Raw genomic sequence first — 12,724 nt, forward strand, 5'->3', positions numbered from 1 at the left:
CACACGCTGAGAGGACTTTTTTTATACCATTACTCTCACGCAAGAAAAAAAGCTTGGAGGTGTAGAGCATGCAAGAGAAAGCTGTCGTTTTAGATGACCAAATGATTCGCCGCGCTTTAACACGAATTAGTCATGAAATCGTGGAACGAAATAAAGGTGTCGATAATTGTGTTCTTGTCGGAATTAAAACTCGTGGAATTTTTATTGCACAACGTTTGGCAGAACGAATTGGTCAAATTGAAGGAAAAGAAATGGAAGTTGGAGAGTTAGACATTACGTTATATCGTGATGATTTAACACTACAATCCAAAAATAAAGAACCACTTGTAAAAGGTTCTGATATCCCTGTAGATATTACGAAGAAAAAAGTTATCCTCGTTGATGACGTATTATATACAGGAAGAACAGTTCGAGCAGCAATGGATGCTCTTATGGATTTAGGTAGACCATCTCAAATTCAATTGGCGGTTCTTGTTGATAGAGGTCATCGTGAATTACCAATTCGCGCTGATTATGTAGGAAAGAACATTCCAACATCAAGTGAAGAGCGTATCGAAGTTGATTTGCAAGAGACAGATCAACAAGATCGAGTAAGCATATACGATAAGTAAAGCCCTTTTAAATGTAGTCCTGTGAGGCTGCCAAAGGGTCTTGGCTTTCATATGTCAAATTTGGCATACGAAAGTATAGGACTCTTTGTGCACAGGCACAAAGAGTTTTTTTATTGCAAAGATTTAAACTGAAGGAGGATGTAACAATGGAACAAAAGCCAGTGTTAGACGTTAATGAAGTACCGAAACCGGGAAAATGGTTATTTTTAAGTATACAACATTTGTTCGCGATGTTTGGATCAACAGTGCTTGTTCCGTTTTTAACAGGATTGAATCCATCAGTAGCATTAATATCAAGTGGATTAGGAACGCTAGCGTTTCTTCTTATAACGAAAGGTCAAGTACCAGCATATTTAGGATCATCATTCGCCTTTATCGCACCGATTATAACAGCGAAAACGGCAGGTGGGCCGGGAGCAGCAATGCTTGGTGGTTTGTTAGCAGGGCTTGTGTACATCTTAATCTCACTCGGAATTAAGAAATCAGGATCAGAGTGGATTATGAAACTACTACCACCAATCGTAGTTGGTCCAGTAGTAATGGTAATCGGTCTAGCTTTAGCACATACAGCAGTTAACATGGCGATGAACGGTGCGGATGGCAAATACAGCTTTACACATTTTTCAGTAGCATTAGTAACATTAGCAATTACAATCATTTGCTCGATATTCGGAAGAGGATTTTTCAGTATCATACCAGTGTTACTTGGCATTATCGGCGGATATATCTTCGCTTACTTCCAAGGGCTAGTAGACTTAAAGCCGGTAGCTGAGGCAAAATGGTTTGTTGTACCAGATTTCACAGTACCATTTGTAACATACACACCAGAGTTTTCATGGAAGATTGTACTCTTGATGGTACCAGTTGCACTAGTAACAATATCAGAACATATCGGACATCAAATTGTACTTGGAAATGTTATTAAAAGAGATTTAATTGAAAAACCAGGTTTACACCGTTCGATCTTCGGTGACGGAGTAGCAACATTAATTGCATCACTAATCGGTGGGCCACCGAATACAACGTATGGTGAAAACATCGGTGTGCTAGCAATTACGAGAGCATACAGTGTATACTTATTCATCGGTTCAGCAGTATTCGCAATCATGTTCGGATTTATCGGTAAGATTTCTGCACTGATTCATTCGATCCCAACACCAGTTATGGGCGGGGTATCAATCTTACTATTCGGTGTAATCGCATCAAGCGGATTACGCATGATGGTAGATGATAAAACAGATTTAAGTGACAAACGAAACTTAATGATTGCATCAGTAATACTAGTAATCGGTATTGGTGGTGCGGTACTTCACGTAGGGGATTCATTCCAAGTCGAAGGAATGGCGCTTGCAGCAATTGTAGGTGTACTGTTAAATCTACTACTACCAGAAACAAAACAAGAAAAACATACAAAACAATCTAAGCAGATTGCTTCATAAAAATAACCTTTTAATTCAGTCCTGTGAGACAGAAAAGGGTGGCTTCTTCCTTGCACCCTAGTCTTACATGACTAGGGTATTTTTATGCAAAGGTTGTTATAAAAATACAAAAGTGGTAACATAAAAATCAGAAAGATGAGGGATGACGATGAGCCATTTGTTAACGATGAGTGAATTATCGGAAGTAGAAATTTCAGAAATCCTAAAAGACGCAGAAGATTTTGCGAATGGAAAAGAGAGCAAAACGACAGAGCAAACTTTTGTTGCAAACTTGTTCTTTGAGAATAGTACGAGAACGAGATTTAGCTTTGAAGTTGCTGAGAAGAGATTAGGACTAGATGTTTTAAACTTTTCAGCTGATGCATCTAGCGTACAAAAAGGAGAAACTTTATACGATACGATAAGAACACTAGAATCAATCGGAACAAAAGCAGTGGTCATCCGCCATGAGCAAGATCGCTACTTCGATGAACTAAAAGATCAGGTGAATATCCCGATCTTAAACGCTGGAGATGGATGTGGAAACCACCCAACACAGTGCCTACTCGACCTTCTTACAATTAAACAAGAGTTTGGAAGATTTGAAGGTTTGAAGATTGCAATAGTAGGAGATGTTCGTCATAGCCGAGTAGCACGTTCTAATGCAGAAGCATTAACGAAGCTTGGTGCAACAATTTACTTTGCAAGTCCAGAAGAGTGGAAAGGTGAAGACAACACATTTGGAACATACAAACCATTAGATGAACTTGTTCCAGAAGTGGATGTAATGATGTTACTCCGTGTACAACATGAGCGTCATGATCATTATGAAACAGACATTATGAAAGAATATCATGAGAAACACGGATTAACAGTAGAAAGAGAACAGCGTATGAAAGAAGGAAGCATTATTATGCATCCAGCTCCCGTAAACCGTGATGTTGAAATTGCAAGTGAACTTGTTGAGTGTGAGCGTTCACGCATATTTAAACAAATGGAAAATGGAGTTTACGTAAGAATGGCTGTACTAAAACGCGCCTTACCAAATGTATTAGGAGGAATGAAACATGAATTACTTGTTTAAAAATGGTCGTTATATGAATGAAGAAGGAAAAATTGTAGCAACAGATCTTCTCGTACAAGACGGTAAAATCGCTAAGGTAGCAGAAAATATTACGGCAGATAATGCTGAAGTAATCGATGTGAACGGAAAGTTAATCGCACCTGGATTAGTAGATGTACACGTACATCTTCGTGAACCAGGTGGTGAACATAAAGAAACAATTGAAACAGGTACACTAGCAGCGGCAAAAGGTGGATTCACTACAATTTGTGCAATGCCAAATACACGTCCAGTACCAGATTGCAGAGAACATATGGAAGACTTGCAAAATCGTATTAAAGAAAAAGCGCATGTCAACGTACTACCATACGGAGCAATTACAGTACGTCAAGCTGGTTCTGAAATGACAGATTTCGAAACATTAAAAGAACTTGGAGCATTTGCTTTCACAGATGACGGCGTAGGCGTACAAGATGCGAGCATGATGTTAGCGGCTATGAAACGTGCAGCAAAATTAGATATGGCAGTAGTTGCGCACTGTGAAGAGAATACGCTTATTAATAAAGGTTGTGTACATGAAGGGAAGTTTTCTGAGAAACACGGATTAAACGGTATCCCATCAGTATGTGAATCTGTACATATTGCAAGGGATATATTGCTTGCGGAAGCAGCAGATTGTCACTATCACGTATGTCACGTAAGTACGAAAGGTTCAGTACGTGTAATCCGTGATGCGAAACGCGCTGGAATTAAAGTAACAGCAGAAGTAACACCACATCACCTAGTGTTATGTGAAGATGATATCCCATCAGCTGATCCTAATTTTAAAATGAACCCACCGCTTCGTGGAAAAGAAGACCATGCAGCATTAATTGAAGGTTTATTAGATGGAACGATCGATATGATCGCAACTGACCATGCACCGCATACAGCGGAAGAGAAAGCACAAGGAATTGAAAGAGCACCATTCGGAATTACTGGTTTTGAAACAGCATTCCCGCTTCTATACACAAACCTTGTGAAAAAAGGAGTTATTACGCTAGAACAATTAATTCAATATTTAACAGAAAAGCCAGCTGATACATTCGGCTTAGAAGCAGGTCGCCTGAAAGAAGGTAGAACAGCTGATATTACAATCATTGATTTAGAACAAGAAGAAGAGATTGATCCAACAACATTCTTATCAAAAGGAAAAAATACACCATTCGCAGGTTGGAAATGCCAAGGATGGCCGGTAATGACAATCGTTGGTGGTAAGATCGCATGGCAAAAGGAGAGTGCATTAGTATGAAAAGACAACTTATCTTAGAAGATGGAACAGTATTAATTGGAAAAGGTTTCGGAGGAGAAATCGAAAAGTCAGGTGAGGTTGTATTTACAACAGGAATGACTGGATATCAAGAAACATTATCTGATCCATCATATTGCGGTCAAATCGTAACATTCACGTACCCATTAATCGGAAACTACGGCATTAACCGTGACGATTTCGAATCGATTCACCCATCTGTAAATGGTTTAATCGTAAACGAAATTTGTGATCATCCATCAAACTTCCGTAATGAAATTTCGTTAAATGATTACTTAAAAGAAAGAAACATCCCGGGATTAGCAGGAATTGATACGAGAAAATTAACGAGAAAAATTCGTCAATACGGTACATTACGCGGACGCCTTTGTAACATGGATGCAGATGTAGAATACATCGTGAGCCAATTAAAAGCGACAGTATTTACAGATCACGTGAAACGCGTATCAACGAAAGATCCATACCCAAGTCCAGGACGCGGACACCGAGTTGTACTTGTAGACTTCGGAATGAAACATGGTATTTTACGAGAATTAAATAAGCGTGACTGTGATGTAATTGTAGTTCCTTACAACACAACAGCAGAAGAAATTTTACGCCTTAGCCCAGATGGAATTATGTTAAGTAACGGACCTGGGGATCCAAAAGATGTACCAGAAGCAATTGAAATGTTAAAAGACATTATCGGTAAAGTTCCTTTATTCGGAATTTGCCTAGGACATCAATTGTTCGCTCTAGCATCTGGTGCAAATACAAGTAAGTTGAAATTCGGTCACCGTGGTTTAAACCATCCAGTAAAAAATCTTGCAACTGGAAAAGTAGCAATTACATCTCAAAACCATGGTTACGCAGTAGAAGAAGAATCAGTTGAAAATACAGAGCTTGAAATTACACATGTTGCTTTAAATGATGGAACAGTAGAAGGTCTTCGTCATAAGAAGTTCCCAGCATTTACAGTACAATACCATCCAGAAGCTTCAGCAGGACCTGAAGATGCAAATGATTTATTCGAAGATTTCTTAGCAATGATTGAAAACTTCAAGAAAGAAGGGGAAGAGTTATGCCAAAACGCCTAGACATTAACACAATTTTAGTAATCGGATCAGGACCAATTGTAATTGGGCAAGCAGCGGAGTTTGACTACTCTGGTACACAAGCTTGTCAATCTCTAAGAGAAGAAGGTTACAAAGTAATCCTTGTTAACTCTAACCCAGCAACAATTATGACAGATACTGCAACAGCAGATAAAGTATATATCGAACCATTAACATTAGAATTCGTAAGCCGTATTATTCGTAAAGAACGTCCAGATGCAATCTTACCAACATTAGGTGGTCAAACAGGGTTAAATATGGCTGTTGAACTTGCGAAATCAGGCATACTTGAAGAATGCGGAGTTGAAATTTTAGGAACGAAATTATCAGCCATCGAGCAAGCGGAGGATCGCGATTTATTCCGTACATTAATGCAGGATTTAAATGAACCAATTCCATCTAGTACGATCATTCATACGCTGGAAGAAGCACATGAATTTGTAAAAGAAATTGGTTATCCAGTTATTGTTCGCCCAGCATTTACAATGGGAGGAACAGGTGGCGGAATTTGTAGTAATGAAGAAGAACTAATTGAAATCGTATCCGGTGGATTAAAACATAGTCCAGTAACACAATGTTTATTAGAAAAGAGCATTGCTGGTTGTAAGGAAATTGAATATGAAGTAATGCGTGATTCGAATGATAACGCGATTGTAGTATGTAACATGGAAAACATCGATCCAGTTGGGGTTCACACAGGTGATTCTATCGTAGTAGCACCAAGCCAAACATTAAGCGACCGTGAATATCAAATGTTACGAAACACTTCATTACGAATTATTCGTGCATTAGGAATTGAAGGTGGATGTAACGTTCAGCTTGCACTAGATCCACATAGCTTCCAATACTATGTAATCGAAGTAAACCCACGTGTAAGTCGTTCATCTGCACTAGCATCTAAAGCGACTGGATATCCAATTGCAAAATTAGCAGCGAAAATTGCAGTCGGCTTAACATTAGATGAAATCATAAACCCAGTAACACAAAAAACTTACGCTTGCTTCGAGCCAGCATTAGACTATGTTGTTTCAAAAATTCCACGCTGGCCATTTGATAAGTTTGAATCAGCAAACAGAACACTTGGTACACAAATGAAGGCAACTGGTGAAGTTATGTCAATCGGACGTAACTTAGAGCAATCATTATTAAAAGCGGTTCGTTCTTTAGAGCTTGGCATTTATCACTTAGAATTAGACCACTTAAAAGAACTTGATAAAGAAACAATGAAAAAACGCATTATTAAAGCAGACGATGAGCGACTGTTTATTGTAGCAGAAGCAATTCGTCAAGGTGTAACGAAAGAAGAAATCAACGAATGGTGTGAAATGGACTTCTTCTTCTTACAAAAAATTGAAAACATCGTAAATATGGAACGCGAAGTAAAAGCGAATGTAGGAAATATGGAAGTACTACAAGCTGCGAAAGAAATGGGCTTCAGTGATCACTACATTGCAGCTGCTTGGAACAAAACGGAGCGTGAAATTTACGATATGCGTAAAGAAAGCAATATAACTCCTGTTTATAAAATGGTAGATACTTGTGCGGCAGAGTTTGAATCTGCAACACCATACTACTACAGCACATATGGTGATGAGAATGAATCGGTGATAACAGATCGTAAGAGTGTTGTTGTACTAGGGTCTGGTCCAATCCGTATCGGTCAAGGGGTTGAGTTTGACTATGCAACAGTTCACTCTGTATGGGCAATTAAAGAAGCTGGATATGAGGCAATCATTGTTAATAACAATCCAGAAACAGTTTCAACAGACTTCAGTATTTCTGACAAATTATACTTTGAACCATTAACAATCGAAGATGTAATGCACATCATTGATTTAGAAAAACCAGAAGGCGTTATTGTTCAGTTCGGTGGACAAACGGCAATTAACTTAGCGGCGAAATTAGAGGCTCACGGTGTGAAAATCTTAGGAACATCACTTGAAGACTTAGACCGTGCAGAAGATCGTGATAAATTTGAAGCTGCTTTAACAAAACTTGGTATCCCGCAACCAGTTGGTAAAACAGCAACGACTGTAGAACAAGCGGTAGCAATCGCAGAAGAAATTGGTTATCCAGTATTAGTAAGACCATCTTACGTACTAGGTGGACGTGCGATGGAAATCGTATATCGTCAAGAAGAACTGCTGCACTACATGAAAAATGCAGTTAAAGTTCATGCAGATCACCCAGTATTAATCGACCGTTACATGGTTGGTAAAGAAATTGAAGTAGATGCAATTTCAGATGGTGAGAATGTATTCATTCCAGGTATTATGGAACATATTGAACGCGCTGGAGTTCACTCTGGTGACTCAATTGGAGTATATCCACCACAAAGTTTATCTGAAAAACTAAAAGAACAAATCATTGAACATACAATTGCACTTGGAAAAGGATTAAACATTGTTGGATTACTAAATATCCAGTTTGTAGTATTCAAAGATCAAGTGTACGTAATTGAAGTAAACCCACGTGCAAGCCGTACAGTACCGTTCTTAAGTAAAATTACAGGCGTACCGATGGCGAATGTTGCAACGAAAGTTATTTTAGGGCAAGACCTAGTAGAGCAAGGATACGGAACGGGCTATCACCCAGAAGAGAAAGAAGTATATGTAAAAGCTCCGGTATTCTCATTCGCGAAACTACGTTCAGTTGATACAACATTAGGACCTGAAATGAAATCAACAGGGGAAGTAATGGGTAAAGACTTAACGCTTGAAAAAGCATTATATAAAGGATTAGTTGCTTCAGGAATTAACATCCCAACGCACGGATCAGTAATCATTACTGTAGCGGATAAAGATAAAGAAGAGGCGATGGAAATTGCAAAACGTTTCCACGAAATCGGCTATAACTTATTAGCAACAGCTGGAACAGCACAATCATTAGAAGAGCAAAATATCCCAGTGCAAGTTGTAAACAAAATTGATTCTGAAGACTACAACTTACTAGATATTATCCGTCAAGGAAAAGCACAGTTTGTAATTAACACATTAACAAAAGGTAAACAACCAGCGCGTGATGGTTTCCGCATTCGCCGTGAATCAGTAGAAAATGGTGTGGCTTGCTTAACATCACTTGATACAACAAGAGCAATCTTACGAGTATTAGAATCTATGACATTCTCAGCTCATTCAATGAAAGAAATTACGCAAACAAAGCGTCACGAGGTGGTACATGCATGATGCAAAAGCAAAATATGATCGTCGTTAATCAAAAAGAAATCGCAAAAAACATTTACGAGTTAGTGCTTCAAGGAACTTTAGTACAGCAAATGAACGAACCAGGACAGTTTGTACACATTAAGGTAGCAGAGGGCATTGCGCCCCTTCTGCGCCGCCCGATTAGTATTTGTAATGTAGATCAAGAGAAGAACGAATTTACAATGCTATATCGTGCGGAAGGACAAGGGACAAAAACATTAGCAACTAGAAAACAAGGTGAAATGGTAGACGTACTAGGACCACTAGGACACGGTTTTCCTGTAGAAGAAGCAGAAGCTGGTCAAACAGCTTTACTAGTAGGCGGGGGGATTGGTGTACCACCACTTTATGAACTATCACAGCGCCTCGTTGCAAAAGGTGTACGTGTAATTCACATCTTAGGTTTTCAAACGAAAGATGTAGTTTTCTATGAAGAAAAATTTGCAGAACTTGGTGATACGTACGTTGCGACAGTAGATGGTACACACGGTACAAAAGGATTTGTCACAGATGTAATTGATAATTACGGAATTGACTTTGATATTCTTTATTCATGTGGTCCGTTAGCGATGCTTCGTGCATTAGAAGGACGTTACAAAGAGAAAAAAGCCTATATTTCATTAGAAGAACGTATGGGCTGCGGTATTGGAGCTTGTTTCGCATGTGTATGCCACTTACAAGAAGATCCAAGTGGACATTCTTACAAGAAGGTGTGTAGCGACGGACCAGTATTTCCAATCGGGGAGGTTGTACTATGAACAGATTGCAAGTTGAATTACCAGGATTATCATTAAAAAATCCAATTATACCGGCATCTGGATGCTTTGGATTTGGTCGTGAATATGCACAGTTTTACGATTTAAGTGTACTAGGATCAATCATGATTAAAGCGACGACAGAACAACCACGCTATGGAAATCCAACGCCTCGTGTTGCTGAAACACCGGGCGGCATGTTAAATGCGATCGGACTTCAAAACCCAGGGTTAGAAAAAGTAATGAATTCTGAATTACCATGGTTAGAACAATTTGACCTTCCAATCATTGCGAACGTTGCAGGCTCACAAGCTGAGGATTACGTAGCGGTTGCAAAGGAAATTTCTAAAGCGCCTAATGTCCATGCACTAGAATTAAATATTTCTTGTCCGAACGTAAAAACAGGTGGTATCGCCTTTGGTACAAATCCTGAAATTGCTGCTGATTTAACGAAGCGAGTAAAAGAGGTTTCTGAAGTACCTGTATACGTGAAGTTGTCACCAAACGTGGCAAACATAGTGGAAATTGCAAAAGCGATTGAAAATGCAGGTGCAGATGGTTTAACGATGATTAATACATTGCTTGGTATGCGTTTAGATTTAAAAACAGCTAAACCAATTTTAGCAAACCGTACAGGCGGATTATCAGGTCCTGCGATTAAGCCAGTAGCAATTCGTATGGTACATGAAGTAAGCCAAGCGGTTAACATTCCAATTATCGGAATGGGTGGTATTGAAACAGCGGAAGATGTAATTGAATTCTTCTACGCTGGCGCAAGCGCAGTTGCAGTAGGTACAGCGAACTTTATCGATCCGTTCGTATGTCCGACAATTATTGAAGAGTTACCAGCATTACTAGATGAATTAGGATTTGATCACATTTCGGAATGTCAAGGAAGGAGCTGGAAGCAAACATGTCACAGTCGTTAATCGTTGCACTAGATTTTCCAGGGAAACAAGATGTAGAACAATTCTTGCGCCACTTTGAAGGGGAAGAGTTATTTGTCAAAGTTGGTATGGAGTTATTTTACAAAGAAGGCCCTGCAATTATTACGTACTTAAAAGAAAAAGGACATAAGATTTTTCTAGATTTAAAACTTCATGATATTCCGAATACAGTAAAAAGCGCTATGCGTAGCCTAGCTAGTCTAGATGTTGATATGGTAAATGTTCATGCTGCTGGGGGAAGCAGCATGATGAAAGCTGCGATTGAGGGATTAGAGGAAGGTAAGCAAGAAGGAAAAGAGAGACCGATTTGTATTGCAGTTACACAACTAACAAGCACTTCGGAAGCTATGATGAAAAAAGAGATTGGCATTGAGAAGACGTTAGAAGAAGCGGTTGCTCATTATGCAAAACTAACGAAAGAAAGTGGACTTGATGGCGTTGTTTGCTCAACGCTTGAAGTTCCAAAATTACGTGAAGTATGCGGGAATGAATTTGTAACAGTAACACCGGGGATTCGTCTTGCAAGCGATGATGTAAATGACCAGGTGCGCGTAGCAACACCGAAACGTGCGAGGGAACTTGGCTCAAGCTACATCGTAGTTGGACGTAGTATTACAAAAGCAGAAAATCCGCTTGAAGCGTATAAAACAGTAAAACAACAGTGGGAAGGTGTAACAGTATGAAAAAAGAAATCGCATCGCATTTATTAGAAATTGGAGCAGTATTTTTACAACCGAATGATCCATTCACATGGTCTTCAGGTATGAAATCACCAATTTATTGTGATAACCGTTTAACTTTATCTTATCCAAAAGTACGTCAAGCGATTGCAGCTGGATTAGAAGAGTTAATTAAAGAGAACTTCCCAACTGTAGAAGTTATTGCAGGAACAGCAACTGCTGGTATTGCGCACGCTGCATGGGTAAGCGATCGTATGGATTTACCAATGTGCTACGTACGTAGTAAAGCAAAAGGCCACGGTAAAGGGAATCAAATTGAAGGAAAAGCTGAAAAAGGTCAAAAAGTTGTAGTAGTAGAAGACTTAATTTCAACTGGCGGAAGTGCAATTACATGTGTAGAAGCACTTCGCGAAGCTGGCTGTGAAGTATTAGGAATCGTATCAATCTTCACATACGAGCTAGAAGCAGGAAAAGAAAAGCTAGAAGCAGCTAACGTAGCATCATATTCTTTAAGTGATTACAGTGCATTAACTGAAGTTGCAGCAGAAAAAGGTATGATCGGACAAGCTGAAACGAAAAAATTACAAGAGTGGCGTAAAAATCCAGCTAACGAAGCTTGGATCACAGCGTAACATGAAAAAAATGACCGCGGGGGAACGCGGTCGTTTTTTATATTATTGTTAAAACTTCATGTAAAGAACAGATAGTAGGAATATCGTACTTGAGTTGTGAGTTATCTCGATTTAACCATATCCCTTGCATCCCAGCTGCTGTACTACTAATCGCATCAGTCTCTAATCGATCGCCAATATAATAGCAATCTTTCATTTCAAGGTTCGATTGTAATACGGTTCTGTGAAAAATTTCAGGATCTGGTTTCGATATACCAAGTTCACTAGAAGTAAATATATATTTGAAATGTTTTAAAATGTTTAGGGCAGTTAATTTTTCGACTTGTTGTTCATAGTCACCATTACTAATGATACCTAATGAGTGACCGCCTTGCTGCAAGTTCTGTAATGTATAGTGTACATCTTCAAACGCGGTCCAGTTGTTCTTATATAGTTCTATATATTGATTGAATCTATGCTGAGATTCTTTGGGTGATAGGTTTACTCCATATGTTTTAAATAAATGATACATTCGCATTACTTGTTGTTCTTGAAAAGATAATTCCCTGGATAAAAATTTGTTGAAATATTCTTCTGATAATTCATGCCAGACTTTCGTTGCCTCTAATTCATTGCCTGAAAAAATAGTATTATATATTTGAAAAAAATCTATAATACCATTTCTTTCAGCAGCCTCATAATCAAGTAAAGTTCCATCAATATCAAAGAAAATCATATTGCTGTCTCCTTGTTAACAACTATTTAGCGTTTTCAGCAACCTCATATCCTTTCACAAACAATAGCGTCATATAAGAAACGATAAACGAGAAGATGCTGTACATGCCAACCCAAAAGAAAAATTTTGGAGTAAAGGCGATAACACCTATTATTAAAAAACTAGCAAACGTTACAATCGGCATTACGTAATACGTTTTCGTTTTGCGTGTTCCAATAACAGATACGATAAAGATAAATAATGGACAAATTAATAAGACGAAAATCAATTCATTCATAGGTATGTCCCCTTTTCTAA

Annotated in this window: 12 protein-coding genes; 10 read left to right on the forward strand and 2 right to left on the reverse strand. The window is 38.7% G+C overall.

The genetic code is table 11. The features are described from left to right. Positions 1 to 68: 68 nt before the first annotated feature. The 10 genes from pyrR to pyrE all read left to right on the forward strand — a co-directional run bounded on the left by pyrR (position 69) and on the right by pyrE (position 11,712). Positions 69 to 611, forward strand: a complete 543-nt coding sequence (pyrR, locus tag IBT51_RS06100) for a bifunctional pyrimidine operon transcriptional regulator/uracil phosphoribosyltransferase (RefSeq protein ID WP_001156491.1) — start codon at positions 69 to 71, stop codon at positions 609 to 611. 146 nt (positions 612 to 757) lie between these two features. Continuing rightward, positions 758 to 2,050 (forward strand): uracil permease, encoded by a 1,293-nt coding sequence (gene uraA, locus IBT51_RS06105; RefSeq protein WP_053563749.1) that lies wholly within the window; start codon positions 758 to 760, stop codon positions 2,048 to 2,050. A 148-nt stretch (positions 2,051 to 2,198) separates the two neighbouring features. Continuing rightward, positions 2,199 to 3,113 carry an aspartate carbamoyltransferase gene (pyrB, locus tag IBT51_RS06110; protein ID WP_071729785.1) on the forward strand — a complete coding sequence of 305 codons (915 nt, stop codon included), beginning with the start codon at positions 2,199 to 2,201 and terminating at the stop codon, positions 3,111 to 3,113. Further along, positions 3,097 to 4,383, forward strand: coding sequence for a dihydroorotase (gene pyrC / locus IBT51_RS06115; protein ID WP_001108371.1), 1,287 nt, complete (start codon positions 3,097 to 3,099; stop codon positions 4,381 to 4,383). The genes pyrB and pyrC overlap by 17 nt, the downstream gene beginning before the upstream one ends. Then, positions 4,380 to 5,477 (forward strand): carbamoyl phosphate synthase small subunit, encoded by a 1,098-nt coding sequence (locus tag IBT51_RS06120; protein WP_000828670.1) that lies wholly within the window; start codon positions 4,380 to 4,382, stop codon positions 5,475 to 5,477. The genes pyrC and IBT51_RS06120 overlap by 4 nt, the downstream gene beginning before the upstream one ends. Further along, on the forward strand, positions 5,462 to 8,680 hold the full coding sequence (carB, locus tag IBT51_RS06125) for a carbamoyl-phosphate synthase large subunit (RefSeq protein WP_001126128.1): 3,219 nt from the start codon (positions 5,462 to 5,464) through the stop codon (positions 8,678 to 8,680). Before IBT51_RS06120 ends, carB begins: the two co-directional genes overlap by 16 nt. Next, on the forward strand, positions 8,677 to 9,456 hold the full coding sequence (gene pyrK, locus IBT51_RS06130) for a dihydroorotate oxidase B electron transfer subunit (RefSeq protein WP_000983359.1): 780 nt from the start codon (positions 8,677 to 8,679) through the stop codon (positions 9,454 to 9,456). The genes carB and pyrK overlap by 4 nt, the downstream gene beginning before the upstream one ends. Next, on the forward strand, positions 9,453 to 10,382 hold the full coding sequence (gene pyrD / locus IBT51_RS06135) for a dihydroorotate oxidase B catalytic subunit (RefSeq protein WP_001081057.1): 930 nt from the start codon (positions 9,453 to 9,455) through the stop codon (positions 10,380 to 10,382). Before pyrK ends, pyrD begins: the two co-directional genes overlap by 4 nt. Continuing rightward, positions 10,367 to 11,083 carry an orotidine-5'-phosphate decarboxylase gene (gene pyrF / locus IBT51_RS06140; protein WP_000083496.1) on the forward strand — a complete coding sequence of 239 codons (717 nt, stop codon included), beginning with the start codon at positions 10,367 to 10,369 and terminating at the stop codon, positions 11,081 to 11,083. The genes pyrD and pyrF overlap by 16 nt, the downstream gene beginning before the upstream one ends. After that, on the forward strand, positions 11,080 to 11,712 hold the full coding sequence (gene pyrE, locus IBT51_RS06145; protein ID WP_053563751.1) for an orotate phosphoribosyltransferase: 633 nt from the start codon (positions 11,080 to 11,082) through the stop codon (positions 11,710 to 11,712). Before pyrF ends, pyrE begins: the two co-directional genes overlap by 4 nt. A gap of 37 nt (positions 11,713 to 11,749) precedes the next feature. Here the strand turns inward: pyrE and IBT51_RS06150 are convergent, their stop codons facing one another. Both IBT51_RS06150 and IBT51_RS06155 read right to left on the reverse strand, forming a co-directional pair. Beyond that, on the reverse strand, positions 11,750 to 12,427 hold the full coding sequence (locus tag IBT51_RS06150) for an HAD family hydrolase (protein WP_053563752.1): 678 nt from the start codon (positions 12,425 to 12,427) through the stop codon (positions 11,750 to 11,752). A gap of 22 nt (positions 12,428 to 12,449) precedes the next feature. Next, on the reverse strand, positions 12,450 to 12,704 hold the full coding sequence (locus tag IBT51_RS06155) for a YbeF family protein (RefSeq protein ID WP_001003915.1): 255 nt from the start codon (positions 12,702 to 12,704) through the stop codon (positions 12,450 to 12,452). Between the last annotated feature and the right edge of the window lie 20 nt (positions 12,705 to 12,724).

It is taken from the genome of Bacillus sp. S71 (assembly GCF_016625265.1).
GTDB classification, from domain to species: Bacteria; Bacillota; Bacilli; order Bacillales; family Bacillaceae_G; genus Bacillus_A; species Bacillus_A cereus.

What these genes read in the sequence shown, in the direction of transcription:
- pyrR (WP_001156491.1), top strand. Translation starts at nt 69, where the DNA reads ATGCAAGAGAAAGCTGTCGTTTTAGATGACCAAATGATTCGCCGCGCT.
- uraA (WP_053563749.1), top strand. Translation starts at nt 758, where the DNA reads ATGGAACAAAAGCCAGTGTTAGACGTTAATGAAGTACCGAAACCGGGA.
- pyrB (WP_071729785.1), top strand. Translation starts at nt 2,199, where the DNA reads ATGAGCCATTTGTTAACGATGAGTGAATTATCGGAAGTAGAAATTTCA.
- pyrC (WP_001108371.1), top strand. Translation starts at nt 3,097, where the DNA reads ATGAATTACTTGTTTAAAAATGGTCGTTATATGAATGAAGAAGGAAAA.
- IBT51_RS06120 (WP_000828670.1), top strand. Translation starts at nt 4,380, where the DNA reads ATGAAAAGACAACTTATCTTAGAAGATGGAACAGTATTAATTGGAAAA.
- carB (WP_001126128.1), top strand. Translation starts at nt 5,462, where the DNA reads ATGCCAAAACGCCTAGACATTAACACAATTTTAGTAATCGGATCAGGA.
- pyrK (WP_000983359.1), top strand. Translation starts at nt 8,677, where the DNA reads ATGATGCAAAAGCAAAATATGATCGTCGTTAATCAAAAAGAAATCGCA.
- pyrD (WP_001081057.1), top strand. Translation starts at nt 9,453, where the DNA reads ATGAACAGATTGCAAGTTGAATTACCAGGATTATCATTAAAAAATCCA.
- pyrF (WP_000083496.1), top strand. Translation starts at nt 10,367, where the DNA reads ATGTCACAGTCGTTAATCGTTGCACTAGATTTTCCAGGGAAACAAGAT.
- pyrE (WP_053563751.1), top strand. Translation starts at nt 11,080, where the DNA reads ATGAAAAAAGAAATCGCATCGCATTTATTAGAAATTGGAGCAGTATTT.
- IBT51_RS06150 (WP_053563752.1), bottom strand. Translation starts at nt 12,427, where the DNA reads ATGATTTTCTTTGATATTGATGGAACTTTACTTGATTATGAGGCTGCT.
- IBT51_RS06155 (WP_001003915.1), bottom strand. Translation starts at nt 12,704, where the DNA reads ATGAATGAATTGATTTTCGTCTTATTAATTTGTCCATTATTTATCTTT.